This window comes from Thalassovita aquimarina (assembly GCF_018219815.1).
GTDB classification, from domain to species: Bacteria; Pseudomonadota; Alphaproteobacteria; order Rhodobacterales; family Rhodobacteraceae; genus Thalassobius; species Thalassobius aquimarinus.
The window spans coordinates 262,018-284,303 of record NZ_JADMKU010000004.1; the positions used below are offsets into that span (position 1 = coordinate 262,018).

Annotated in this window: 33 protein-coding genes; 3 read left to right on the top strand and 30 right to left on the bottom strand. The window is 59.1% G+C overall.

The features are described from left to right. Positions 1-97: 97 nt before the first annotated feature. The 7 genes from IT775_RS06845 to IT775_RS06875 all read right to left on the bottom strand — a co-directional run bounded on the left by IT775_RS06845 (position 98) and on the right by IT775_RS06875 (position 6,253). Positions 98-1,114: a DNA-directed RNA polymerase subunit alpha gene (locus IT775_RS06845; protein WP_212700341.1), complete on the bottom strand. Its 1,017-nt coding sequence runs from the start codon at positions 1,112-1,114 to the stop codon at positions 98-100. 111 nt (positions 1,115-1,225) lie between these two features. Next, positions 1,226-1,618: a 30S ribosomal protein S11 gene (rpsK, locus tag IT775_RS06850; protein ID WP_136636924.1), complete on the bottom strand. Its 393-nt coding sequence runs from the start codon at positions 1,616-1,618 to the stop codon at positions 1,226-1,228. Positions 1,619-1,633: 15 nt separating this feature from the next. Next, positions 1,634-2,002, bottom strand: coding sequence for a 30S ribosomal protein S13 (gene rpsM / locus IT775_RS06855; protein ID WP_212700342.1), 369 nt, complete (start codon positions 2,000-2,002; stop codon positions 1,634-1,636). Between the two features lie 299 nt (positions 2,003-2,301). Beyond that, positions 2,302-2,946 carry an adenylate kinase gene (locus tag IT775_RS06860; RefSeq protein WP_212700343.1) on the bottom strand — a complete coding sequence of 215 codons (645 nt, stop codon included), beginning with the start codon at positions 2,944-2,946 and terminating at the stop codon, positions 2,302-2,304. Beyond that, a complete protein-coding gene (gene secY, locus IT775_RS06865; RefSeq protein WP_212700344.1) occupies positions 2,943-4,304 on the bottom strand; it encodes a preprotein translocase subunit SecY in 1,362 nt (453 codons plus the stop codon). Before secY ends, IT775_RS06860 begins: the two co-directional genes overlap by 4 nt. A gap of 122 nt (positions 4,305-4,426) precedes the next feature. After that, positions 4,427-4,885, bottom strand: coding sequence for a 50S ribosomal protein L15 (rplO, locus tag IT775_RS06870; protein ID WP_212700345.1), 459 nt, complete (start codon positions 4,883-4,885; stop codon positions 4,427-4,429). Positions 4,886-5,065: 180 nt separating this feature from the next. Next, positions 5,066-6,253, bottom strand: coding sequence for a PAS domain-containing sensor histidine kinase (locus tag IT775_RS06875; RefSeq protein WP_212700346.1), 1,188 nt, complete (start codon positions 6,251-6,253; stop codon positions 5,066-5,068). 481 nt (positions 6,254-6,734) lie between these two features. Between IT775_RS06875 and IT775_RS06880 the strand changes: the two genes are divergently transcribed. Further along, positions 6,735-7,688 (top strand): glycosyl hydrolase, encoded by a 954-nt coding sequence (locus tag IT775_RS06880; protein ID WP_212700347.1) that lies wholly within the window; start codon positions 6,735-6,737, stop codon positions 7,686-7,688. 132 nt (positions 7,689-7,820) lie between these two features. On the opposite strand, the gene rpmD is transcribed toward IT775_RS06880, so the two are convergent. The 11 genes from rpmD to rpmC form a co-directional block, all read right to left on the bottom strand. Beyond that, a complete protein-coding gene (gene rpmD, locus IT775_RS06885; protein WP_212700348.1) occupies positions 7,821-8,009 on the bottom strand; it encodes a 50S ribosomal protein L30 in 189 nt (62 codons plus the stop codon). A 12-nt stretch (positions 8,010-8,021) separates the two neighbouring features. Beyond that, positions 8,022-8,582, bottom strand: a complete 561-nt coding sequence (gene rpsE, locus IT775_RS06890) for a 30S ribosomal protein S5 (RefSeq protein WP_212700349.1) — start codon at positions 8,580-8,582, stop codon at positions 8,022-8,024. 116 nt (positions 8,583-8,698) lie between these two features. Further along, a complete protein-coding gene (rplR, locus tag IT775_RS06895) occupies positions 8,699-9,058 on the bottom strand; it encodes a 50S ribosomal protein L18 (protein ID WP_212700350.1) in 360 nt (119 codons plus the stop codon). 11 nt (positions 9,059-9,069) lie between these two features. After that, positions 9,070-9,603, bottom strand: a complete 534-nt coding sequence (rplF, locus tag IT775_RS06900; RefSeq protein WP_212700351.1) for a 50S ribosomal protein L6 — start codon at positions 9,601-9,603, stop codon at positions 9,070-9,072. Positions 9,604-9,615: 12 nt separating this feature from the next. Then, positions 9,616-10,008: a 30S ribosomal protein S8 gene (rpsH, locus tag IT775_RS06905; protein ID WP_212700352.1), complete on the bottom strand. Its 393-nt coding sequence runs from the start codon at positions 10,006-10,008 to the stop codon at positions 9,616-9,618. Positions 10,009-10,021: 13 nt separating this feature from the next. After that, positions 10,022-10,327: a 30S ribosomal protein S14 gene (gene rpsN, locus IT775_RS06910; protein WP_212700353.1), complete on the bottom strand. Its 306-nt coding sequence runs from the start codon at positions 10,325-10,327 to the stop codon at positions 10,022-10,024. Between the two features lie 17 nt (positions 10,328-10,344). Then, complete coding sequence (gene rplE, locus IT775_RS06915; RefSeq protein WP_212700354.1) at positions 10,345-10,908, bottom strand: 50S ribosomal protein L5; 564 nt, start codon at positions 10,906-10,908, stop codon at positions 10,345-10,347. Next, positions 10,901-11,212, bottom strand: coding sequence for a 50S ribosomal protein L24 (gene rplX, locus IT775_RS06920; RefSeq protein ID WP_212700355.1), 312 nt, complete (start codon positions 11,210-11,212; stop codon positions 10,901-10,903). The genes rplE and rplX overlap by 8 nt, the downstream gene beginning before the upstream one ends. A 1-nt stretch (position 11,213) precedes the next feature. Beyond that, positions 11,214-11,582: a 50S ribosomal protein L14 gene (gene rplN, locus IT775_RS06925; RefSeq protein WP_009805806.1), complete on the bottom strand. Its 369-nt coding sequence runs from the start codon at positions 11,580-11,582 to the stop codon at positions 11,214-11,216. 80 nt (positions 11,583-11,662) lie between these two features. Beyond that, the gene (gene rpsQ, locus IT775_RS06930; protein WP_212700356.1) at positions 11,663-11,893 is read right to left on the bottom strand and encodes a 30S ribosomal protein S17; all 231 of its coding nucleotides are present in this window, start codon (positions 11,891-11,893) and stop codon (positions 11,663-11,665) included. 11 nt (positions 11,894-11,904) lie between these two features. After that, on the bottom strand, positions 11,905-12,105 hold the full coding sequence (gene rpmC, locus IT775_RS06935; RefSeq protein WP_160975265.1) for a 50S ribosomal protein L29: 201 nt from the start codon (positions 12,103-12,105) through the stop codon (positions 11,905-11,907). 716 nt (positions 12,106-12,821) lie between these two features. Here rpmC and IT775_RS06940 point away from each other — a divergent pair. Both IT775_RS06940 and IT775_RS06945 read left to right on the top strand, forming a co-directional pair. Then, positions 12,822-14,456, top strand: coding sequence for a methyl-accepting chemotaxis protein (locus IT775_RS06940; protein WP_212700357.1), 1,635 nt, complete (start codon positions 12,822-12,824; stop codon positions 14,454-14,456). 129 nt (positions 14,457-14,585) lie between these two features. After that, positions 14,586-15,209 (top strand): 2OG-Fe(II) oxygenase family protein, encoded by a 624-nt coding sequence (locus IT775_RS06945; RefSeq protein ID WP_212700358.1) that lies wholly within the window; start codon positions 14,586-14,588, stop codon positions 15,207-15,209. Positions 15,210-15,356: 147 nt separating this feature from the next. Here IT775_RS06945 and IT775_RS06950 read toward each other — a convergent pair whose 3' ends face one another. The 12 genes from IT775_RS06950 to rpsJ form a co-directional block, all read right to left on the bottom strand. Further along, on the bottom strand, positions 15,357-15,911 hold the full coding sequence (locus IT775_RS06950; protein WP_212700359.1) for a hypothetical protein: 555 nt from the start codon (positions 15,909-15,911) through the stop codon (positions 15,357-15,359). Positions 15,912-16,003: 92 nt separating this feature from the next. Continuing rightward, entirely contained in the window at positions 16,004-16,417 is a 414-nt protein-coding gene (rplP, locus tag IT775_RS06955; protein WP_212700360.1) for a 50S ribosomal protein L16, read from the bottom strand. A gap of 13 nt (positions 16,418-16,430) precedes the next feature. Then, a complete protein-coding gene (gene rpsC / locus IT775_RS06960; RefSeq protein ID WP_212700361.1) occupies positions 16,431-17,144 on the bottom strand; it encodes a 30S ribosomal protein S3 in 714 nt (237 codons plus the stop codon). Further along, complete coding sequence (gene rplV, locus IT775_RS06965) at positions 17,144-17,524, bottom strand: 50S ribosomal protein L22 (RefSeq protein WP_212700362.1); 381 nt, start codon at positions 17,522-17,524, stop codon at positions 17,144-17,146. The genes rpsC and rplV overlap by 1 nt, the downstream gene beginning before the upstream one ends. Before the next feature lie 3 nt (positions 17,525-17,527). Further along, a complete protein-coding gene (gene rpsS, locus IT775_RS06970; protein ID WP_212700363.1) occupies positions 17,528-17,806 on the bottom strand; it encodes a 30S ribosomal protein S19 in 279 nt (92 codons plus the stop codon). A gap of 3 nt (positions 17,807-17,809) precedes the next feature. Then, positions 17,810-18,652 (bottom strand): 50S ribosomal protein L2, encoded by an 843-nt coding sequence (rplB, locus tag IT775_RS06975; protein ID WP_212700364.1) that lies wholly within the window; start codon positions 18,650-18,652, stop codon positions 17,810-17,812. Positions 18,653-18,893: 241 nt separating this feature from the next. After that, on the bottom strand, positions 18,894-19,247 hold the full coding sequence (locus IT775_RS06980) for a hypothetical protein (RefSeq protein WP_212700365.1): 354 nt from the start codon (positions 19,245-19,247) through the stop codon (positions 18,894-18,896). A 174-nt stretch (positions 19,248-19,421) separates the two neighbouring features. Next, entirely contained in the window at positions 19,422-19,682 is a 261-nt protein-coding gene (locus IT775_RS06985) for a hypothetical protein (protein ID WP_212700366.1), read from the bottom strand. A 267-nt stretch (positions 19,683-19,949) separates the two neighbouring features. Then, a complete protein-coding gene (locus IT775_RS06990) occupies positions 19,950-20,246 on the bottom strand; it encodes a 50S ribosomal protein L23 (RefSeq protein ID WP_212700367.1) in 297 nt (98 codons plus the stop codon). Further along, positions 20,243-20,860, bottom strand: coding sequence for a 50S ribosomal protein L4 (gene rplD / locus IT775_RS06995; protein ID WP_212700368.1), 618 nt, complete (start codon positions 20,858-20,860; stop codon positions 20,243-20,245). The genes IT775_RS06990 and rplD overlap by 4 nt, the downstream gene beginning before the upstream one ends. After that, the gene (rplC, locus tag IT775_RS07000; protein WP_212700369.1) at positions 20,857-21,582 is read right to left on the bottom strand and encodes a 50S ribosomal protein L3; all 726 of its coding nucleotides are present in this window, start codon (positions 21,580-21,582) and stop codon (positions 20,857-20,859) included. The genes rplD and rplC overlap by 4 nt, the downstream gene beginning before the upstream one ends. An 18-nt stretch (positions 21,583-21,600) precedes the next feature. After that, positions 21,601-21,915 carry a 30S ribosomal protein S10 gene (rpsJ, locus tag IT775_RS07005; protein WP_130402770.1) on the bottom strand — a complete coding sequence of 105 codons (315 nt, stop codon included), beginning with the start codon at positions 21,913-21,915 and terminating at the stop codon, positions 21,601-21,603. Positions 21,916-22,286 lie beyond the last annotated feature (371 nt).

Here is a 22,286-nt window from a genome sequence, read left to right on the forward strand (position 1 = left end):
TCTCCTTGGGGCAGTTGCCCAGTTCTTCCCCGGCATTCCGGGCATTTGTTCGGTCCGGGGCGACGGATGCCGCCGCCCCTTCTTGTTTCTCGATCGCTCAGAAGGCGTCTTCGAACTTCTTCGCCAGATCTTCGATGTTGTCCGGCGGCCAGTCCTCGACATCCATGCCCAGATGCAGGCCCATGCCCGACAGCACTTCCTTGATCTCGTTCAGCGACTTGCGGCCGAAGTTCGGGGTGCGCAGCATCTCGGCTTCGGTTTTCTGGATCAGGTCGCCGATATAGACGATGTTGTCGTTCTTCAGGCAATTTGCCGAACGGACCGACAGTTCCAGTTCGTCCACTTTCTTCAGCAGCAGCGGGTTGAATTCCAGACCGTCGTCTTCCGCCTCGCGGCCAGCCGCTTCGGGTTCTTCGAAGTTGACGAAGATCGACAGCTGATCCTGCAGGATGCGCGCCGCAAAGGCGATCGCGTCCTCGGGGGTGACCGATCCGTCGGTTTCGATCTTCATGGTCAGCTTGTCATAGTCCAGAACCTGACCTTCACGGGTCGGCTGCACGTCGTAGCTGACCTTCTTGACCGGCGAATAGATCGCGTCGATCGGCATCAGGCCGATGGGCGCGTCTTCCGGCTTGTTGCGGTCAGCCGGGACATAGCCCTTACCGGTGTTGACGGTCAGTTCCATGTACAGGTCCGCACCTTCGTCGAGGTGACAGATCACGTGATCCTTGTTCAGGATCTCGATGCCCGCGCTGTCGCTGATGTCGCCCGCGGTGACCACGGCCGGCCCCTTGGCGTTGATCGACAGGCGCTTGGGCCCTTCGACTTCCATCCGTAGCGACACGCCCTTGAGGTTCAGCACGATGTCGGTCACGTCTTCACGCACACCGGCAACGCTGGAGAATTCGTGCAGAACGTTGTCGATCTGAACGCTGGTGATGGCGGCGCCCTGAAGCGAGCTCATCAGCACGCGACGCAGCGCGTTGCCCAGCGTCAGGCCGAAACCGCGTTCCAGCGGTTCGGCAACCAGCGCAGCCTGACGGCTCGGGTCATTGCCCGGCTTCACGTCAAGCTGAGTCGGCTTGATCAATTCTGCCCAGTTCTTGTGGATCATGCGTCCCTCCATTCCTGTCTTGTCCCCATGTCCGAAGGCCAAGACGCCCGAGGTTTCAAAATGACGGACTGGGGCCGTGCGGTCGCACAGCCCCAGCTGATAAAGATGTTATTAGACCCGGCGACGTTTCGGCGGGCGGCAGCCGTTGTGCGCGATCGGGGTCACATCACGGATCGAGGTGATGTTGAAACCGACAGCGGCCAGCGCGCGCAGCGCCGATTCACGGCCCGAACCGGGGCCCTGAACTTCGACTTCCAGGGTTTTAACGCCGTGTTCCTGTGCTTTCTTGCCTGCGTCTTCCGCAGCCATCTGAGCCGCGTAGGGAGTCGATTTGCGCGACCCCTTGAAGCCCATGGTGCCGGCCGACGACCACGAAATGGCGTTGCCCTGCACGTCCGAGATCAGAATCTTGGTGTTGTTGAAGCTGGAGTTCACATGTGCGACGCCAGCTGCGATGTTCTTGGAGACCTTTTTCTTGCCCCCACGACGGGTATCACGTGCCATTGGTGCTGTCCTCCCTTACTTCTTCTTACCGGCGATGGCCTTTGCGGGGCCTTTGCGGGTACGAGCGTTGGTGTGAGTACGCTGACCGCGTACGGGGAGGTTGCGACGATGGCGCAGGCCGCGGTAGCAGCCCAGGTCCATCAGGCGCTTGATGTTCATCTGAACTTCACGACGCAGGTCACCTTCGACGGTGTAGTTGGCGTCGATATGTTCGCGGATGGCCAGAACTTCGGCGTCCGACAGTTCGTTCACACGACGCGTCGATTCGATGTTCACGGCTTCGCAGATGGCCTTGGCCGACGAGGGGCCAATACCGGTGATGTAAGTGAGGGCGATGGGGACCCGTTTTGCAGTCGGGATGTTTACGCCGGCGATACGTGCCACGTCTAACTTTCCTTTTCGTTGCGGTTCCGTAACTCCAGAACCTTTTTTCACAACGTAAGCCCGAAGCTATCCCGCTTCGGGCCGCAGCTGATCCAGGTGATCTCTAACACGGGTGCGACCCGTATTACAAAAATGATTCTCTTACAGAGATGTCGGTAGGTAGGAGGATTTTTCCACAAGGTCAAGGGCGGATTGGGTCCGGCGAAGTCAGCCGGGAATTCCGCGCCGCGCTTCCCCTGAAAAGGGAAACGGCGGCGCCCGTAAAGGTGCCGCCGTTTCCAATCCCTGCCCCGGGCCGGTCAGGCGTCCAGGATCGCCGAGATCGCGGCGCGCACGCCATCGATTTCGCCCAGGCCATCGACCGAGCTCAGCTGACCCTTGGCATAGTAGTAGCCGATCAGCGGGGAGGTCTTCTTGTAGTATTCCATCAGGCGCTGCTTGAGGCTGTCCTCGTTGTCGTCCGCCCGGCGCTTCTGGGTGGTGCCGCCGCAATTGGTGCACTTGCCGTCAGCCGGCCAGGGCTTGGTCTCGTCGTGATAGACCTCGCCGCAGTCGCCGCAGGTCGAGCGGCCGGTGATGCGCGACACCAACGCGGCATCGTCCACCTGCATCTCGACAACGGCATCAAGCTTCTCGCCCTTTTCCTCCAGCAGCTCGGCCAGGGCATCCGCCTGGGCCAGGGTGCGGGGGAAGCCGTCGAAGATGAAACCGCCGGCCTTGTCGCCTTCCAGCTTCTCGCGGATCAGGCCGATCACGATCTCGTCGGTAACCAGATCACCGCGCGCCATCACGTCGGCCACGATCTTGCCCATCTCGGTGCCGCTGTCCTTGGCTTCGCGCAGCATGTCGCCGGTCGAAAGCTGGATCATGTTGCGGGTATCCACCAGATAGCGGGCTTGCGTTCCTTTGCCCGCTCCGGGCGGTCCAAGCAAAATAATATTCATCGACGTGCGGGTCCCTTCCTTGCGCGTTTCTTCCCTTTACCGCGAAGCTGCGATTTTTCAATCAGCCCTTCGTACTGGTGCGCCAGCAGGTGGCTTTGCACCTGTTGGATCGTATCCATGGTCACGGACACGACGATCAGCACCGAGGTGCCGCCAAAATAGAAGGGGATCGCCAGTTGGCTACGCAAAATCTCGGGCAAGAGACAAACTGCCGCAAGATAGAGTGACCCCAGCACCAGAATCCGGTTGGTCACGTATTCCAGGTATTCGGCGGTTTTCTTGCCCGGACGGATACCGGGAACGAAACCGTTCTGGTTTTTCAGGTTGTCGGCCACGTCATCGGGCTTGAACGACACGTTGAACGTGTAGAAATACGCGAAGAACACGATCATCCCGGTGAAGAAGGCCAAGTAAAGCGGCTGACCGGGGCCGAAATAGGCCAGCAGGGTCGACATGATCGGACCGGTCTGCTGACCCGAAAAGGTGCTGATCGTGGTCGGCAGCAGCAGCAGCGAGCTGGCGAAGATCGCCGGGATCACGCCGGCCGGGTTGACCTTGATCGGCAGGTGGCTGGAGCCGCCGTCATAGACCTTCATCCCGACCTGGCGGCGCGGGTACTGGATGTGGATTTTGCGCAGGGCGCGTTCCATAAACACCACGAAGGCGATCGTGGCAATCACCATCAGAAGCACGCCGACGATCACTGCCGGGCTGATCGCGCCGGACCGGCCCTGGCTGAGGAACTGTGCCAGCGCGGCGGGAACCTCGGCGATGATGCCGACGAAGATGATCAGGGAAATACCGTTGCCGATGCCGCGATTGGTGATCTGTTCACCCAGCCACATCAGGAACATGGTGCCGCCAACGAGGGTGATGACGCAGGATGCGCGGAAGAACAGCCCCGGATCGGTCACCAGGTCGCCCGCTTCCAGCGAGGCCGCAAGGCCGTAGGCCTGCAGCGTGGCCAGCGCCACGGTGCCGTAACGGGTATATTGGTTGATCTTCTTGCGGCCCTGTTCGCCTTCCTTCTTCAGCTGCTCCAGCGAAGGCACCATCGAGGTCAGAAGCTGCACGATGATCGAGGCCGAGATATAGGGCATGATGCCCAGGGCGAAAATGCCCATCCGGCCCAACGCGCCGCCAGTAAACATCGACAGGATGCCGCCCAGACCGGCGGCCGCTCCTTCCATGAAGTCGCGCAGCGCCGCGCCGTCGATCCCGGGAACCGGGATGAAGGTGCCAAGGCGATACACGATCAGAAGGCCCAGGGTGAACAGGATCCGGCTGCGCAGCTCGGTCGCCTTTCCAAGGGCGGCCCAGCTCGTGTTCGCTGCCATTTGTTCGACTGCAGATACCATGCGTGGTCTCTCTTATATGACAACGCCGCCTAGAGCGTTTTCCAGCTCAGGCGGCGTTCTTAGGAAAACTGGGGTTCTATGTAAGCGGCTAAGGCGCCGCTCACAACCCGTTAAGCTGTCGCTTACGCTTTGACCTTCAGCGAACCGCCTGCTTTTTCGACGACTTCGATGGCTGCTTTCGAAGCGCCGGTCACTTCCAGGTCGATCTTGGCGCTGAAATCGCCCTTGGCCAGGATGCGAACGCCGTCCAGCTTGCGGCGCACCAGGCCGCTTTCGACCAGCACGTCTTCGGTGATCGGTGCCTTGGCGTCGATCTTGCCGGCGTCGATGAACTTGGCCAGGATGCCCAGGTTCACAACAGCGTATTTCTTCGGGTTCGGAACGTTGAAGCCGCGCTTGGGAAGGCGCTGGTAGAGCGGCATCTGGCCGCCTTCGTAGCCGTTGATGGCCACGCCCGAACGGGATTTCTGGCCTTTGATACCACGGCCGCCCATCTTACCCTTGCCCGAACCGGGACCACGGCCCACACGGGTGCGTTTCGGCGTTGCGCCAGGATTGTCGCGCAGTTCATTCAATTTCATGTCGCTTCTCCTTGCCGGATGTGGCCCCCGAAGCGTGACAGGACCAAACGCGGCTTTTCTTGATTGTTGATTCTGTGGCTCAAAGTCCACCGGGGGGCGTATAAACCCAAGCCAATCGCATTGCAAGACTGCGCGAACCGACCACCCGGCGGGGTGGCCATCCCTATGTCCCGCCGGGTTTCAGGGCGACGGCAGTTCGATCCAGACCCGCGCCCCGCCCTCCGGCGATTTCTCCATCCCGATGCGGCCACCCATCGCGTCCACATAGGCACGCGCAAGGGTCAGCCCCAACCCGGCGCCGGAAATTTCGCCATGCTTGTGCATCAGCCGCTCGAACGGTTCAAAGACCCGGTTCTGATCGGACGCATCAAGCCCGGGACCATTGTCATCGACCCGGATCCGGCATGCGCCATTGCTGATCTCGGCAGAAACGCGCACTTCGCATTCCGTACCGGCATATTTGGCGGCATTTTCGAACACCAGCGCCAACGCCCGGATCAAAAGGTCGCTGTTGCCACGCAAGGTCAAGTTTTCGGGAACCTGGATCTTGTACTTGATCGAGTGTTCTGAATAGAGCCGTTCGTTACGCTGCCGGGCCAAATCCAGCACATCGAGAAGATGGACGGGCTCGATTGTCGAGGCAACCTTGCCGGTGGACACCATCGTCATGTTGGTGGCCTTCTGGGTCAGGCTGATCAGGTTGATCCCCGCATCCAGGATGAACTTGGCGTATTCCCGGGTCTTGTGGCCGGACGCCCCGTTTTCATCGCCATCCAGCAGTTCCAGCAGTTCCGCATAGCCGATGATCGTATTGAGCGGCGTGCGGATTTCATGGCTGAGCGTCGACAACACGTCGTTGAGCAACTGGACATTGGATTGGGTCGACTGCAACGCCAGCCGCAGATCCTCGGTCCGTTCCCGCACCAGCCCTTCGAGGTTGCGGTGCTGGATTTCGAGCTCTTTCAGATTGCGGCGATGCTTTTGCAATTCGTCTTTTTGCGTAAGGCGCTCGGTAATGTCGGAAACGAAGGCAATGCTGTAGGCGCGGCCATCGGCCTCGATCATGTTGAGCCCGATTTCGATCGGGACATCATATCCTTCCCGATGCCGCCCGAACAGAACCTGGTTGCCCCCCATCGGCCGGCTTTTCGGAGCAGCTTCGAAACCTTGGCGCAGTTGCACATGACGGTCTCGCAGTTTTTCGGGCAGAAGGATTTCCAACCGTTTGCCGGTCAACTCCTCGGGCTGGTAGCCGAAGATGCTGCAAAGCGTTTGGTTTGCCCAGATGACGACACCATCCGTATCGATGATGATGACGCCATTTGGCGACTGTTCCGCGGCCAAAAACACCAGGGTATCGAATTTCACCGCACTGTTTTCCGCCACTCCCGGGCGGTGAGAGGGGGGCTGCACAGTATTCTCCGAACGCATCGACATTAACAAAATCCCTAGAAAAATTGAGCGGCCTCAACTGTAACGCCAAAGCTGGCACTGTTTTTACATGCTCTCAAAACTGTATTTGGGATGTGAGTTAATATGGCAACGCGTGTCCGTCTGCGTCGAAACGATCCTGACATGGCATCGATCGCGTTCGCCGGTGGTCAGGCCGGCACCAATCCGGCTTCGATCATGAGTTGCCAACCATCGTTGTCTGCCTGGGCGACATGAAAGTTCCGACCATCGCCATTTTCGCTTCCGGCTCGTTTGAGGCAGTCCCGTCAAGCGTGTGTTTCGCCACCAAAAGGCGATTTTTTGCCGATTTCCACGGTTCCGCCTCAATCTTGCTCAAATCTTGCAGTACTCAACCGTTCTTAGATGAAAGGTCCGTCCCGAAACGGGAGAGATACGTATGATCGCACTGATACGCAGCCTGGCCTTCCTGCTGGCCTCCCTGATCCTCGCGCAATCCGCCTTGGCGCAAAAGGCGGGTGTGGGCGCCTGGGAAAATTCCCGCAAAACCACGCTGGAATGGATCGAAAACCGACCCGGACTCGAGTGGTATTACAATTGGCGTCCGGATCAGATGTGGCATCGCGGCGGTGTATCCCGGACCGTCGAATTCGTGCCGATGATCCACAATGCGCGCGATGTGAGCAAAAGCATCGTCTCCTCCAGCCGTCCAAAGGCGCTTCTGGGCTTCAACGAACCCGATCGCGACAATGGCAGCCATCAGGCGGGCCTTTCGGTCGAACAGGCCATCGTGTTATGGCCCAAACTCGAACAAAAAGGACTTCGGCTCGGCAGTCCGGCCACCACGCAGGACGAAACGCTCGGCAAGGGGTCCTGGCAGCGCCGCTTCATGACCGAGGTTCAGCGCCGCGGTCTGCGTGTCGATTTCATGGCCGTGCATTACTATTCGGAAAACGGCAGCGTGAGCGCCTTCCGGAAATGGCTGCAGGCGGTGCACCGCGAATACAACCGCCCGATCTGGGTCACCGAATTCGCCTTGATCGACTGGTCCCGCCCCGGCGCCGTCACCTATGAACAGAATGCGAAATTCGCCCGAGAGGCCATCACCATGATGGATAAGCTGCCATTCGTCGAACGGCACGCTTGGTTCGCTGCCAATCCCTACCCGTGGAACGGAGCCGCACCGCGGATCAACCTCGTCGATAACAACATGAATCCCACGCCTGTGGGGATCGCTTTCGACAAGGTTCTGTCAAGCGTCGACACGCGCAAGGCCGCCAGCGTCGCCCAGACTTTGGCGACGAAACAGGCCGTTACCCGCTTCAACAGCTCGCAAACCGCCCTGCCCCGCGCCAAGGCCCGTCAATCCCCCGATCTCAGGTCGTCGCGATAATTCCGGACCGACCTGCCGGACAGCCCCCGCCTCGACGGCGATGCTGCAAGCCAACGGAAAACGCCCCCGGCCATTGCTGACCGGGGGCGTTCTGATTTCTACGCCGGGTCTAAACCCTGCGTCGCGTCCGCGTTAGTCGCGCTCTTCGATGATTTCGACCAGGTGCGGTATCTTGTTGACCATGCCGCGAACAGACGGCGTGTCTTCGAGTTCCCGGGTCTTGTGCATCTTGTTCAGGCCCAGACCGATCAGGGTCTGACGCTGAACGGCGGGACGACGGATCGGCGAACCGATCTGCTTGACAACGATGGTTTTAGCCATGCCGAATTCTCCTTACGCTTCCGCTTTGGCGGGGGCTTCATCCTTGCGGAGGATGTCTGCCACCTTCTTGCCGCGACGGGCTGCGACCGAACGCGGGCTGGCCTCTTTCTTCAGGCCGTCCAGCGTGGCGCGGATCATGTTATAGGGGTTCTGCGAACCGACCGACTTCGACACCACGTCCTTGATGCCCAGCATTTCAAACACGGCACGCATCGGACCACCGGCGATGATCCCGGTACCTTCAGGCGCAGTCCGCATGATGACCTTGCCGGCGCCGTGGCGGCCTTCCATGTCATGGTGCAGTGTGCGGCCTTCTTTCAGGGCGACGCGGATCATGTTGCGCTTGGCTTGTTCGGTGGCCTTGCGGATGGCCTCGGGGACCTCTTTCGCTTTACCCTTGCCGAAGCCGACGCGGCCCTTCTGGTCGCCAACAACCACGAGAGCGGCAAAGCCGAAGCGCTTACCACCTTTCACGGTTTTCGACACACGGTTGATCGCAACCAGGCGATCTGCGAATTCGGGTGCTTCGTCACGGTCGCGACGCTGACCCCGACGGTTATCACGTTCTGCCATTAGGCATTCCTTTTCAAGGTGGCGCTTGCGGCGCCGTTATACTCGATCCCAGTGTCCCGTGCGGACTGCACCGGCCCGGATCATCGGGGGGACGCGAACGTCCCCCACAGGGTTGCTTAGAACTTCAGCCCGCCTTCACGCGCAGCGTCGGCCAGAGCCTTCACCTTGCCGTGGAACAGGAAGCCGCCACGGTCGAAGTAGCATTCTTCGACGCCGGCTTTCTTGGCGCGCTCGGCGATTGCCGTGCCTACCTTTGCAGCCGCTTCGACGTTGTTCTTGCCAACCACGCCCAGATCTTTCTCCAGCGAGGAGGCCGATGCCAGGGTGACGCCTTGAACGTCGTCGATCAGCTGCACGCTGATGTTCTTGTTGGAGCGATGAACCGACAGGCGAAGCTTGCCGACGTTCACTTTCCGCTGCTTGTTCCGAACGCGCAGACGGCGCTTCAGGAACAGGGTCCGTTTGCTGTTTGCCATTTTGCTCGTCCTTACTTCTTCTTGCCTTCCTTGCGGAAGATATACTCGTCTTTGTACTTGATGCCTTTGCCCTTGTAGGGCTCGGGTTTACGCCATTCGCGGATATTGGCCGCGACCTGGCCGACGAGCTGCGGATCATCGCCTTCGACAACGATTTCGGTCTGCTTCGGGCAGGTCACGGTCACGCCGTTCGGCACCTCGAAGTTGACTTCGTGCGAATAGCCGAGGTTCAGCTTCAGGACATTGCCTGCCATCTGAGCCCGGTAACCCACACCGTTGATTTCCAGCTCTTTCTTGAAGCCTTCCGTCACACCTTTGACCATGTTGGCCACGACGGTGCGCGACATGCCCCATTGCTGACGGGCGCGCTTGGACTTGCCACGCGGGGTCACGGTCACGACATTGTCTTCGACCGCGATGGTGACGTCGTCGGTGGCGGTGAAGCTCTGGGTCGCTTTCGGACCCTTCACTTCGATGGTCTGACCCGACACAGAGGCGGAAACGCCGCTGGGCAGTTCGACCGGCTTTTTACCAATACGAGACATTGCAGACCCTCCTTAGAAGACGGTGCAGAGCACTTCGCCGCCAACATTGTTGGAGCGCGCGCTTGCGTCCGACATCACACCTTTCGGAGTGCTGACAATCGACACGCCCAGGCCCTGACGGACAACGGGGATGTCATTGACGCCCATGTAGACGCGGCGACCGGGCTTCGAAACCCGCTTCAGTTCGCGAATGACAGGGGTGCCTTCGTAGTATTTCAGGCTGATTTCAAGGGTCGGGTGACCGTTGACATCGGTGCCTTTTTCGTAGCCGCGGATGTAGCCTTCGTCAGCCAGTACATCCAGAACCCAGCCGCGCAGTTTCGATGCCGGGGTCGACACGGTCGACTTGCCGCGCATCTGTGCGTTGCGGATACGGGTGAGCATATCGCCGATAGGATCGTTCATATCACTCTCTCCCTTACCAGCTGGATTTCACCAGACCGGGGATCTGGCCAAACGAGCCCAGTTCCCGCAGCATGATACGGCTGACCTTGAGCTTACGGTAGTAAGCGTGGGGACGGCCGGTCAGCTGACAGCGGTTGTGCAGACGGGTAGCCGAGCTGTTGCGCGGCAGTTCAGCAAGCTTCAGGGACGCGCGGAAACGCTCTTCCATCGGCTTTTCTTTGTCGTTGATGATCTCTTTGAGAGCAGCGCGCTTGGCGGCATAACGGGCCACCAGCTTCTGACGCTTGTTCTCGCGTTCGACCATGGATTTCTTAGCCATTACTCTATCTCCCCGCGTCAGCTGTTGAAGGGCATGTTGAAGTGCTTCAACAGGCTCTTGGCTTCCGCGTCGGTGTTCGCGGTGGTGGCAATCACGATGTCCATGCCCCAGACTTCATCGACCTTGTCGAAATCGATCTCGGGGAAGACGATGTGCTCTTTCAGACCGGTGGCGTAGTTGCCACGACCATCGAACGACTTGCCCGAAACGCCGCGGAAGTCGCGGATACGGGGCATTGCGATGGTGATCAGACGGTCCAGGAATTCGTACATGCGGTCGCCGCGCAGGGTCACTTTCGCACCCATCGGCATACCTTCACGCACGCGGAAACCCGCGATCGAATTCTTGGCGACGGTGGTCACGGCCTTCTGGCCGGCGATCATCGTCAGGTCCTCGGTCGCCGACTTCGCTTTCTTGCTGTCTTTGACAGCTTCAGCGCCGCAGCCGATGTTCAGGACGATCTTGTCCAGACGCGGAATCTGCATGTCGTTCTTGTACCCGAACTCTTCTTTCAGAGCGGCCCGGATGGTGTCGGCATAGAGCGTCTTCAGACGCGGGGTGTAATTTGCGGTATCAAGCATCGATCACGTCCCCCGTGGTCTTGGCGAAACGAACCTTCTTGTCACCTTCCATGCGGAAGCCGACGCGGGTCGCTTTGCCGTTTGCGTCCAGGAATGCCAGGTTCGACAGAGCGATCGGCATCGCCTTGGGCAGGCGGCCGCCCTGGCTGGTCTGGGTCTGACGGGTGTGGCGGATGGCCATGTTGATGCCTTCGACCACGGCCTTGCCGGCTTTCGGGTCAACGGATGCGATCACGCCTTCCTTGCCCTTGTCCTTGCCGGCCAGAACGACGACCTTGTCGCCTTTTTTCAGTTTGGCAGCCATCTTACAGCACCTCCGGGGCGAGCGAGATGATCTTCATGAAGTTCTTCGCGCGAAGTTCGCGAACAACCGGTCCGAAGATACGGGTGCCGACCGGTTCGCCCGCGTTATTCAGGATGACGGCGGCGTTGCGGTCAAAACGAATCGAAGTGCCGTCTTCGCGGCGAACTTCTTTGGCGGTGCGCACGACGACGGCCTTGCGGACGTCACCTTTTTTCACGCGGCCGCGCGGGATGGCTTCTTTGACCGACACCACGATGATGTCGCCGACCGACGCGTAGCGACGGTGCGAGCCACCCAGAACCTTGATGCACTGAACTCGGCGAGCGCCGGAGTTGTCAGCAACATCCAGATTGGTCTGCATCTGGATCATTTGGTTTCTCCCGACCTTTGGGGGGGCTTGCAGTTGCCCATTCCCCCAGGGTTTCGATTAAAGCTTTGCAAGTCGCCGCCTCAGGAGGCGACCACTTCCCAACGCTTGGTTTTCGACTTCGGCGCACATTCCTGGATACGGACGGTATCGCCGACGTTGAATTGGTTGTTCTCGTCGTGAGCCCGGTATTTCTTGGACTTACGAATGGTCTTTTTCAGAACCGGATGAGTGAAGCGGCGCTCGACCAGAACGGTCACGGTCTGAGCATTGGCGTTCGAGGTAACGGTGCCTTGAAGAATACGTTTGGGCATCAGACAGGTCCTTATTCAGCAGCCGCTTGGGCTTTTTGGTTCAACACGGTTTTGACACGGGCGGCGTCACGGCGGACCTGACGCATGCGTGCGGTGTTTTCCAGCTGACCGGTGGCCTGTTGAAAGCGCAGGTTAAACGCTTCTTTCTTCAGCGAAGCCAGTTCCTCGCGGAGCTGGTCCGGTGTCTTTTCACTCAGTTCTTTGGCGTTCATCGCCTTTTCCTTTTCTACTACACCAGAAGGCCCCGAAGGTCACCTTGTGTCCGGTGGATTCAAAAACAAACGCGCGAATCCCGGTCACCCGGAATCCGCGAGATGCCGCTCTATAAAGGCCGGACACCTGGGTGGCAAGCGAAAGTTATCATATTTCATTGATTGGAAGGCGCGATAGCCGATGCACCGCCGTTCCAGATCCGTCCGGTCGTCCGATCCGGCCGCCTGCCCCATGCCAGCGACTGTCCCCCTGCCGGGGCCGATCCGCACTTCCCGGACCAATCGGGGAATAATACTTCTTGATACACACCATAATGAATCGGAAATCGTCTTTAAAGAGAGCGCCACAAAGACGGACCCCCATTTAACCCATTGCTTTCCATAGGCTTTGAATCTGAATACAATCTATTGGGGCATTTCAACTTGAAACACCGCGCGGACCGCCGCGAAACACCTATACAGATGCGCGTCCCGGGCATCCTTTAGATACCACTTTTTCCCTTAAAAAACGGGCTCTTGCGGCTGGACTGCCGTTAAAACCCATGACGTCCCGGCCGTCTTCAACAGTATCCCAAAGAAGACCTTTTCACCGGAACTCAAAGGCATAGCAACGATATGTGACACCGCTCAGCTTTCCGTTCCCATCGGACCATTCGGAGCCCCCCGTGGTGCGCCCGCCGAATGCCCCCCTTCCACACAACTGAAGAACACCGAAAATGACGCTCAAATTACGACTTTCCCTAACCTTTCTCCTGTTGTCCGCCATGTTCGTGGGTATCGGCGCCATGGCGCTTTACCAGTTGCACGAAGTAAAGCAGCGCGGTCAGCATATCGTGGACAGCAATGTCGGCACCCTGCGAAACATCGATGCCCTGGCAAAGCTGCAACAAGACGCTCAGGTCACCATCCGCGACTATCTGCTGATCAAGGACTTCGGCAGACGAAAAGCGATGAAGGATCAACTGGACATGCTGCGCTATCAGCAGGACCTTCTTGCAAACGACGCATCGGAAGGTGCGGACGAAGAAATGGTCGAGTTCTTGAATACCTATGCCCAGATGAACAGCAAACTCTTCACCGCCTTCGAGAAGGTGATGGAGGTCGTGTCCTACGGCGGCAGCGACTTGACGATATCTTCGCTGCTACAGGAAGCGACAATGATCCAAGCCGAGTTGGCGGTCGCCACCGGCGCGATCGCGTCTTCGCAGACCTCGAAGATGGAAAAGGCGCTGGAAGAATCCGAACAGATCTACGACCAGGCCTGGTTCATTGTCGCAGTTCTGATCGGTGCGGCGATCTTCATCAGCCTGCTGAGCGCTGTGGCCACCCATCGGAAACTCAAGCGCGGCTTCCGGCTGGCCGTTTCGCTGAGCCACGATGTCGCCAATGGAGATCTGAGCAAAACGGTGGATCACAAGGAAAAAGGCGAGTTCGGCGTTCTTCTGGACAACCTGAACCGAATGGTAGGTGGGCTGCGTGAAATCGTGTCTTCGGTCGCGGCCGGGTCCGCCAACGTGTCCGCCGGCGCCGTACAGATGGCGCGCACCTCGGAACAGCTGCAGGAAGCGTCGGCCAACCAGGCCTCGGCCACCGAAGACGCTTCGAGCTCGGTCGAAGAAATGACCGCCAATGTGGAACAGAATGCCGACGCCACGCAGGAAACCGAGCAAATGGCGCTGAGCTCTGCCGAAGATGCCCGCAGCAGCGGCGATGCGGTCAGGAGCGCGATGGAATACACCACCAATATCGTAGACCGGATCCAGATCATCCAGGAAATCGCCCGTCAGACCGATCTGCTGGCCCTGAATGCCGCCGTCGAGGCCGCCCGCGCCGGCGAACACGGTCGCGGCTTCAGCGTCGTGGCGAGCGAGGTGCGCAAACTGGCCGAACGCAGCCAGGACGCCGCCAGCGAGATGGGGACGCTGACCAAGGACACGGTCGCGGTGGCCGAAAAGGCGGTCGAGATGCTGGACCGGCTGGTGCCCAAGATCGAACGCACCGCGCAACTGGTCAGCAACATCGCCAAGGCCAATGGCGAGATTTCGGTCGGCATGGGCCAGATCAACGGCGCGATCACCGAACTCGACAGCATCACCCAGGCCAACAACGCGGCTTCCGAGCAAATGTCCGCCACCGCCGAGGAACTGGCGGCCCAGGCCCAGGCGCTGCGCGCGGCGATGGATGAATTCACCCTCGAAGCCGAGGGCGACGATGCGGCGGACACCGCCGCAAACGAGGCGCCGGATGACGCGGACGGCCAAGGAAGCGAGCTGATAAAGCTCGACCTGACCGATGACACGGATGTGGACGATGTCGATTTCACCGCCGCGCCGAAGAAGAACGTCGCCTGAACGCCCCGCGCAAGCAATGCATGACGCAAGCCCCCGCCGTTCCTGACGGCGGGGGTTTCGTTTACCGTCCCTCCGGGCGCGGTCACGGGGCCCCTACCCCTTCGCCACGCCCTGCGCTATGACAACCCCATGTCTGAGATTGAATCACTCTTCGTGACCCGCCTTTACCGTGCCCGGCTGAATGAATTCGGGCCCGCCGTCGATACAGATGAACTGGAAGCCTCCTGCTACTCGATCGCCGAGGATGACGAGGCCGGCCAGGAATGGTGCGAGAAAAACGGTTATCCCGGCTACACCTCCTATGCGTCGCTGACCGATCTGGGCTGGCGTTTCCCGATCTTCGGCGACGTCATCAAGTCGCTGGACCAGCACGTCGCAGCCTTCGCCAACGACCTGGAATTCGACCTGGGCGACAAGGAACTGGTGCTGGAAGACCTGTGGATCAACATCCTGCCCGAAGGTGGCACCCATAGCTCGCACCTGCACCCGCATTCGGTGATTTCCGGCACCACCTACGTGTCGATGCCGCAGGGCACCAGCGCGCTGAAGCTGGAAGACCCGCGGTCCGCCCGGATGATGGCCGCCCCCGCCCGCCGCAAGGACGCGCGGCGCGATCTGCAGACCTTCATCTACATGAAGCCCGACGTGGGCGACGTATTGTTGTGGGAAAGCTGGCTGCGCCACGAAGTGCCGATGAACATGGCCGAGGAAGACCGGGTTTCGGTAAGCTTCAATTACAAATGGGGCGAGTGAACCGCTGAGGGGCACACCCCGGATCGGAACCGGACGGAACGGCTGACATCTGAGTAGGGTGGGGTTTCAGCTCACCAATCCCCGTCAGCGTAATTTAGACCGATGTGGTGAAGTGAAACCCCACTCTACGGTTTGCTTACTGGCGAATTATTGTTTCTCGGTCATTTGGAATGCCAGAGGTCCCCGGCAAAGCAATTCCGGCGAGTGCGGAAAAAGATCCCGATCATAGAGATCTTTTATTGCTTCTAAATTAGGGAAACCATCGTCGGAATATCCCGCCATTTCATGTGTCAGAGCATCTACCCAAGTCTCTTTATCCCCATCGATGATCCACCAACCCTTTGGCATTTCATCGTGCCTAGCGAGCCCTAAACTCCGAAATTTTGGTAGTTTTGCCTCAATACGGCTCAGGCGTCGCCTCCCGATCAATCTGATCTCAGGTTCGTCTTTCGCGTATCTAAGCGGAAAATGGATTACCATCCGAACAGGCTCATCGCTGCTGAATTTGCTAATGTCGTCAGCCGGCTTGCCCAACTTTCGGGCAAACATCCGCAGGACATGCCCTTGCTTGCCCAAGTCATGGGTGCAAATGCCATAGCAGTAGAATGATCCAAGATTGATTTCGACAATCTGCCCCACGAGGTCGCTGCCAGACAACCTGCCCGCTCTAAACCATGACAAGAATCTCATAACGCCATTCATCGCATAAGCCGTAACCAAAACAAAACCCCCGCGCGATCTCTCGCGCGGGGGTTTCGATTTTTTCGTAGGTCGGGCTCTCGCCCGGCACCACCTTACCAGTCTTCGCGAACGACGACGCGGGTCTTGATCGGAAGCTTCATCGCGGCCAGGCGCAGGGCCTCGCGGGCGATGTCTTCGTCGACGCCGTCGATCTCGAACATGATCCGGCCCGGCTTGACCTTGGCGGTCCAGCGGTCCACCGAACCTTTACCTTTACCCATACGAACCTCGATCGGTTTCGCGGTGACCGGCAGGTCGGGGAAGATGCGGATCCAGACGCGGCCCTGACGCTTCATGTGACGGGTCATGGCACGACGTGCGGCTTCGATCTGGCGGGCGGTGATCCGCTCCGGTTCCACGGCCTTCAGGCCGTAGGTGCCGAAGTTCAGGTCGCTGCCGCCTTTTGCCAGGCCGTGGATCCGGCCTTTGTGCATCTTGCGGAATTTAGTACGCTTTGGCTGAAGCATATCTCAGGACTCCTTAACGACGGCCGCGCGGCGCAGCACCGCGGGGCGCAGGGCCATCCTGAAGCTCCGCGGCGCGACGGTCACGAGCCTGCGGGTCGTGTTCCATGATCTCGCCTTTGAAGATCCAGGTTTTGATGCCGATGATGCCATAGGGCGTCGACGCTTCGGCGTGGGCGTAATCGATGTCCGCACGCAGGGTGTGCAGCGGCACGCGGCCTTCGCGGTACCATTCGGTACGTGCGATTTCGGCACCGCCCAGACGACCGGCGACGTTCACCCGGATGCCCAGGGCACCCATGCGCATCGCGTTCTGAACCGAACGCTTCATCGCGCGGCGGAACGAAACCCGGCGTTCCAGCTGCTGGGCGATCGATTCCGCCACCAGCTGAGCGTCCAGTTCCGGCTTGCGGACTTCGACGATGTTCAGGTGCAGTTCGCTGTCGGTCATGTTCGCCAGCTTCTTGCGCAGAACTTCGATATCGGCGCCTTTTTTGCCGATGATCACGCCCGGACGTGCGGTGTGAATGGTCACACGGCACTTCTTGTGCGGACGCTCGATGATCACGCGGGCCACGCCGGCCTGCTTGCATTCATCCTTGATGAAGTCGCGGATTTTCAGGTCTTCCAGCAGAAGATCACCGTAGTCCTTGGTATCGGCGTACCAGCGGCTGTCCCAGGTGCGGTTGACCTGAAGACGCATGCCGATCGGATTGACTTTCTGACCCATTAGGCTTGCTCCTCAACTTGACGCACCTTGATGGTGAGCTCCGAGAACGGCTTGATGATCTTGCCGAAACGACCACGCGCCCGCGGGCGACCGCGCTTCATGGTCAGGTTCTTACCGACATAAGCCTCGGCGACGACCAGTTCGTCGACGTCCAGGTTATGGTTGTTCTCGGCGTTGGCGATGGCCGACTGCAGGCACTTCTTGACATCCTGCGCGATCCGCTTCTTCGAGAAGGTCAGGTCGTTCAGAGCCTTGTCAACCTTCTTGCCGCGGATCATTGCGGCGACCAGGTTCAGTTTCTGCGGGCTGGTCCGAAGCATGCGCGTTTTCGCCATTGCTTCGTTTTCGGCCACGCGGCGGGGGTTCTTTGCCTTGCCCATGGCTTACTTCCTTTTCGCTTTCTTGTCGGCAGCATGCCCGTAATAGGTACGGGTCGGCGAATATTCACCGAACTTCTGGCCGATCATGTCCTCGGTCACGTTGACCGGAATGTGCTTCTGGCCGTTGTAGACGGCGAACGTCAGACCCACGAACTGGGGCAGGATCGTCGAACGACGCGACCAGATTTTGATGACTTCATTGCGCCCCGATTCACGGGCTGCTTCGGCTTTCTTAAGCACGTAAGCATCCACGAAGGGGCCTTTCCATACAGAACGCGCCATGTCTTACCGGCCCTTCTTCTTGGCGTGACGCGAGCGGATGATCAGCTTCTGCGACGCCTTGTTGGTGTTACGGGTACGCTTACCCTTGGTCGGCTTGCCCCAAGGGGTAACCGGGTGACGGCCACCCGAAGTCCGGCCCTCACCACCACCATGGGGGTGGTCGATCGGGTTCATGACGACACCGCGGACGCTCGGGCGGATGCCCTTGTGGCGCATGCGGCCGGCTTTACCGAAGTTCTGGTTGCTGTTGTCGGGGTTCGACACGGCACCGACGGTCGCCAGGCATTCCTGACGCACCAGGCGCAGTTCGCCCGAGCTCAGGCGGATCTGGGCGTAGCCGCCGTCACGACCGACGAACTGGGCATAGGTGCCTGCCGCGCGGGCGATCTGGCCGCCTTTGCCGGGCTTCAGTTCGATGTTGTGAACGATGGTACCGATCGGCATGCCCGAGAACGGCATGGTGTTGCCCGGCTTGATGTCGGCCTTTGCCGACGCGATCACGGTGTCGCCGATCGCCAGACGCTGCGGGGCCAGGATATAGGCCTGCTCGCCGTCTTCGTATTTGATCAGCGCGATGAACGCGGTGCGGTTGGGGTCGTATTCGATCCGCTCAACGGTGGCGGCGATATCGAATTTCTTACGCTTGAAGTCGACGATACGATAAAGGCGCTTTGCCCCGCCGCCCTTGCGGCGCATCGTGATCCGTCCGGTGTTGTTACGGCCGCCGTTCTTGGTCAGACCCTCAGTGAGGGATTTGACCGGACGCCCTTTCCACAGCTCCGAACGGTCGATCAGTACCAGCCCACGCTGGCCCGGCGTCGTCGGTTTATACGACTTGAGTGCCATGCTTTCTGTCTTCCGTTTTGTGAGGCAAGCCTGCGCCTACCCTGGTTATAGCCCCCCGCCCGGTTGTTTCCGAAGGAAACGCCCTACTAGGGTGGCCAACTTAAGAGGGCCCCGAAGGTCCCAGATTCCAAAATCAACAGGCCCCGGAACGAATCCGAGGCCACGCGATTGGGGCGATGTAGCAGGGTTGTTGGGGGGAGTCTATAGCGAAGGCAAAGAAATAAGGGGAACGACTGCGCCCTCAGAAGCCGGCGCGCGCCAAGTCCAGCGCAACAGCCAACTTGATCCGCGAAATCTTGGATAGAGACCGTTCATAGCGATCCAGCGTCACCCGACTTAGCTCGATCTCAGCAAGTTGCTTGAAAGTATGCGGGACCTCCAGATGCACAACAATGTCGTCGTCTACAAGCACATCGATGATCTCCTCCCCCTGCTCAGGAATCCAATTGAGAATGTGAGCGGTTCGCACATTTGGGAACTCCATGCGAATTCGTTTGAGAACATTCGTACCGCGTTCATTTTCCGAAAAGTACTTGCTGCCAGATATCAACTCTCTGCGAAAATCTTCTTCAGCTTTGCTTCCAATGAGCTTCACTAATTCACCCTTTCCAAGGCCCGGTTCCAGTCGTCGAAGCTATCCATTTCCAAAATCACCGTCACATGGAGCGCTTCGCTGATGCGCGGCACTCTGGCAGCCGCTGTTCGCGCGGGGGCAAAACCACACGGTAGGGTATGCGCAAGCACACTCCCCATGGGGCGTTACTGACGGCTATTCACCGAACAACGACATATCCGTCAGCGACAGATTTACTTTTGCTCGTTCTCGTATTTGACAGAACTGCTCATCCGTCAAATTTACTGCTGATTTTGAAAAGAACGAAAAAATCAGTTGCCCGTCACCTGACAGGATCACGTGTAGAAAATCCCCGACGCTGTCCTCGGATACTTCTAGAACCGAGCTATCCCCCTCTGCAGGGTAAAGCATTTCGAATTTCAATTCACCGAGCAGGTTCTTGTCATACTCAAACAAATTCCATCTCCCCAAGCAGACTGAAAGCCTTTAGCCGCGACGTAGTCCCCGCAGAAATTACACTTGTGAAGTCCACGTCATTTTTCTCGGCTTTATGTTCAATAGTCCGGACACATTAGAGTATTATCTGCATCCCTGCATTCACTCGATGGCTTTATATTAAATCAATCGTATCGGATCAGTTGTGTCCAAACCAACATCTATCTCCAAACAAAAAAACCCCCGCCTTTCGGCGGGGGCTTTCATGTCTTCGATCAGGCAATCCGATCAGAGGCCGGTCGACACGTCGATCGTGTTGCCCTCTGCGAGGGTCACATAGGCCTTCTTGACGTCCTTGCGCTTGCCCAGGGTGCCCCGGAAGCGCTTGGTCTTGCCCTTGGTGATGGTGGTGTTCACCGCCTTCACCTTGACCCCGAACAGAGACTCGACGGCCTCTTTGATCTGGGGTTTGTTGGCATCGATCGCGACCTCGAACACGACAGCACCGTTTTCCGAAGCCATGGTGGCTTTCTCGGTGATGACCGGCTTGCGGATCACGTCATAGAGTTCTGCTTTGGTGGTCATTTCAGACGAGCCTCCAGAGCTTCGACAGCCGCCTTGGTGAGCACCAGGGTGTCACGCTTGAGGATGTCATAGACGTTTGCGCCCATCGACGGCAGGATATCCAGGCCTTCGATGTTGCGGGCTGCTTGGGCGAAACCTTCATTGACGGTGGCACCGTCGATGATCAGAGCGCGCTTCCAGCCCAGGTTCTTCACCTGCTTGGCCAGGGCTGCGGTCTTGCCTTCGGCTTCGGCGTTCTCGATCACGACCAGTTCACCGGCTTTCGCCTTGGCGGACAGAGCGTGCTTCAGGCCCAGCTTGCGGAACTTCTTGGTCAGGTCATGACCGTGGCTGCGCGGGGTCGGGCCCTTGTAGATACCACCTTTGCGGAAGATCGGCGCGTTACGGTCACCGTGGCGTGCGCCGCCGGTGCCCTTCTGGCGATAGATCTTCTTGGTCGAATAGCTGGTTTCCGAGCGGGTCTTGACCTTGTGGGTGCCGGCCTGCGCGTTGTTACGCTGCCAGCGGACCACGCGGTGCAGGATGTCGGCGCGGGGTTCCAGGCCGAACAGGTCGTCGGACAGGTCCACCGAACCGGCTTTGCCGCCGTCCAGTTTGATCACATCAAGTTTCATTCTTCACCCCCTTCGGCAGGAGCTTCCGCGGCGGGCGCCTCGGTTGCAGCCGATTTCAGGGCCGCCGGGAACGGAACGTTCTCGGGCAGCTTCTTCTTCACGGCGTCTTTGATGGTGACCCAGCCGCCCTTGGAACCGGGAACCGCGCCCTTGACCATGATCAGGCCACGGTCGGCATCGGTTTTCACGACTTCCAGGTTCTGCGTGGTCACGCGGACGGCACCCATGTGGCCTGCCATCTTCTTGCCCTTGAACACCTTGCCCGGGTCCTGACACTGACCGGTCGAACCGTGCGAACGGTGGCTGATCGACACGCCGTGCGTGGCGCGCAGGCCGCCGAAGTTGTGCCGCTTCATGGCACCGGCGAAGCCTTTACCGATCGAAGTACCGGCGACGTCGACTTTCTGACCGGCAACGTAGTGCTCGGCGGAAATCTCGGCGCCAACCTCGATCAGGTTGTCTTCGGACACGCGGAATTCGGCCAGCTTACGCTTGGGCTCGACCTTGGCAGCGGCGAAAACGCCGCGCATGGCCTTGCTGGTCCGCTTTGCCTTGGCGGAACCGGCGCCCAGCTGAACGGCGGTGTAGCCGTGCTGTTCGGCGGTGCGCTGCGAAACGACCTGCAGGTTTTCCAGTTGAAGAACGGTCACAGGGATCTGCTTGCCGTCTTCCATGAACAGGCGGGTCATTCCCACCTTCTTAGCGATAACACCAGAGCGCATCTCAAATACCCTCCGATCTTAGGACTGCAGCTTGATCTCGACGTCCACGCCAGCCGCGAGGTCGAGCTTCATCAGCGCGTCCACGGTCTGGGGGGTCGGATCAACGATGTCGAGCAGACGCTTGTGCGTGCGGATCTCGAACTGGTCGCGGGATTTCTTGTCGATGTGAGGGCCACGCAGAACGGTGAACTTCTCAATCTTGTTCGGCAGCGGGATCGGGCCACGGACATTCGCGCCGGTGCGCTTCGCCGTGTTGACGATTTCCTGGGTGCTGGCATCCAGTACCCGGTAATCGAATGCCTTCAGCCGAATACGAATATTTTGGCTTTGCATTATGTCAGCCTTTATCTTCAGGCGTTGGGGTTGAGAGGAGGACAGGCGCTCATCGCTCACCCTCATCGAACCCAAAAGGCGGGAATCACCCCGCCTTGACGTTCACGTATAGAACTCGCGCTCCATACAGGGGCAAAGAGCGTGTGGCAAGGGATAAGTCGTTCGCGGCGGGACAATCTGTGCAGCGCCAACGAAAAAGGACCCCATGGGCGCGTCCGCGCGCGCGTGTATCGTTCTAAAGATTCGCCGGATGCCCCGAATTCCTCGCATAGGACACGGGCGATTACACAAAAGAAAAGGGCCGCCCATTGGGCGGCCCTTCGGTATTCAGATCAGCGAGTGGATCACGCGATGATTTTCGACACGACGCC

Excerpts from the sequence above, each read along its gene's own strand:
- IT775_RS06845 (WP_212700341.1), bottom strand. The coding sequence starts at position 1,114 with ATGATCCACAAGAACTGGGCAGAATTGATCAAGCCGACTCAGCTTGAC.
- rpsK (WP_136636924.1), bottom strand. The coding sequence starts at position 1,618 with ATGGCACGTGATACCCGTCGTGGGGGCAAGAAAAAGGTCTCCAAGAAC.
- IT775_RS06860 (WP_212700343.1), bottom strand. The coding sequence starts at position 2,946 with ATGAATATTATTTTGCTTGGACCGCCCGGAGCGGGCAAAGGAACGCAA.
- secY (WP_212700344.1), bottom strand. The coding sequence starts at position 4,304 with ATGGTATCTGCAGTCGAACAAATGGCAGCGAACACGAGCTGGGCCGCC.
- rplO (WP_212700345.1), bottom strand. The coding sequence starts at position 4,885 with ATGAAATTGAATGAACTGCGCGACAATCCTGGCGCAACGCCGAAACGC.
- IT775_RS06880 (WP_212700347.1), top strand. The coding sequence starts at position 6,735 with ATGATCGCACTGATACGCAGCCTGGCCTTCCTGCTGGCCTCCCTGATC.
- rpmD (WP_212700348.1), bottom strand. The coding sequence starts at position 8,009 with ATGGCTAAAACCATCGTTGTCAAGCAGATCGGTTCGCCGATCCGTCGT.
- rpsE (WP_212700349.1), bottom strand. The coding sequence starts at position 8,582 with ATGGCAGAACGTGATAACCGTCGGGGTCAGCGTCGCGACCGTGACGAA.
- rplR (WP_212700350.1), bottom strand. The coding sequence starts at position 9,058 with ATGGCAAACAGCAAACGGACCCTGTTCCTGAAGCGCCGTCTGCGCGTT.
- rplF (WP_212700351.1), bottom strand. The coding sequence starts at position 9,603 with ATGTCTCGTATTGGTAAAAAGCCGGTCGAACTGCCCAGCGGCGTTTCC.
- rpsH (WP_212700352.1), bottom strand. The coding sequence starts at position 10,008 with ATGAACGATCCTATCGGCGATATGCTCACCCGTATCCGCAACGCACAG.
- rpsN (WP_212700353.1), bottom strand. The coding sequence starts at position 10,327 with ATGGCTAAGAAATCCATGGTCGAACGCGAGAACAAGCGTCAGAAGCTG.
- rplE (WP_212700354.1), bottom strand. The coding sequence starts at position 10,908 with ATGCTTGATACCGCAAATTACACCCCGCGTCTGAAGACGCTCTATGCC.
- rplX (WP_212700355.1), bottom strand. The coding sequence starts at position 11,212 with ATGGCTGCCAAACTGAAAAAAGGCGACAAGGTCGTCGTTCTGGCCGGC.
- rplN (WP_009805806.1), bottom strand. The coding sequence starts at position 11,582 with ATGATCCAGATGCAGACCAATCTGGATGTTGCTGACAACTCCGGCGCT.
- rpsQ (WP_212700356.1), bottom strand. The coding sequence starts at position 11,893 with ATGCCCAAACGTATTCTTCAAGGCACCGTTACCTCGAACGCCAATGCT.
- rpmC (WP_160975265.1), bottom strand. The coding sequence starts at position 12,105 with ATGAACGCCAAAGAACTGAGTGAAAAGACACCGGACCAGCTCCGCGAG.
- IT775_RS06940 (WP_212700357.1), top strand. The coding sequence starts at position 12,822 with ATGACGCTCAAATTACGACTTTCCCTAACCTTTCTCCTGTTGTCCGCC.
- IT775_RS06945 (WP_212700358.1), top strand. The coding sequence starts at position 14,586 with ATGTCTGAGATTGAATCACTCTTCGTGACCCGCCTTTACCGTGCCCGG.
- IT775_RS06950 (WP_212700359.1), bottom strand. The coding sequence starts at position 15,911 with ATGAATGGCGTTATGAGATTCTTGTCATGGTTTAGAGCGGGCAGGTTG.
- rplP (WP_212700360.1), bottom strand. The coding sequence starts at position 16,417 with ATGCTTCAGCCAAAGCGTACTAAATTCCGCAAGATGCACAAAGGCCGG.
- rpsC (WP_212700361.1), bottom strand. The coding sequence starts at position 17,144 with ATGGGTCAGAAAGTCAATCCGATCGGCATGCGTCTTCAGGTCAACCGC.
- rplV (WP_212700362.1), bottom strand. The coding sequence starts at position 17,524 with ATGGGCAAGGCAAAGAACCCCCGCCGCGTGGCCGAAAACGAAGCAATG.
- rpsS (WP_212700363.1), bottom strand. The coding sequence starts at position 17,806 with ATGGCGCGTTCTGTATGGAAAGGCCCCTTCGTGGATGCTTACGTGCTT.
- rplB (WP_212700364.1), bottom strand. The coding sequence starts at position 18,652 with ATGGCACTCAAGTCGTATAAACCGACGACGCCGGGCCAGCGTGGGCTG.
- IT775_RS06990 (WP_212700367.1), bottom strand. The coding sequence starts at position 20,246 with ATGACCACCAAAGCAGAACTCTATGACGTGATCCGCAAGCCGGTCATC.
- rplD (WP_212700368.1), bottom strand. The coding sequence starts at position 20,860 with ATGAAACTTGATGTGATCAAACTGGACGGCGGCAAAGCCGGTTCGGTG.
- rplC (WP_212700369.1), bottom strand. The coding sequence starts at position 21,582 with ATGCGCTCTGGTGTTATCGCTAAGAAGGTGGGAATGACCCGCCTGTTC.
- rpsJ (WP_130402770.1), bottom strand. The coding sequence starts at position 21,915 with ATGCAAAGCCAAAATATTCGTATTCGGCTGAAGGCATTCGATTACCGG.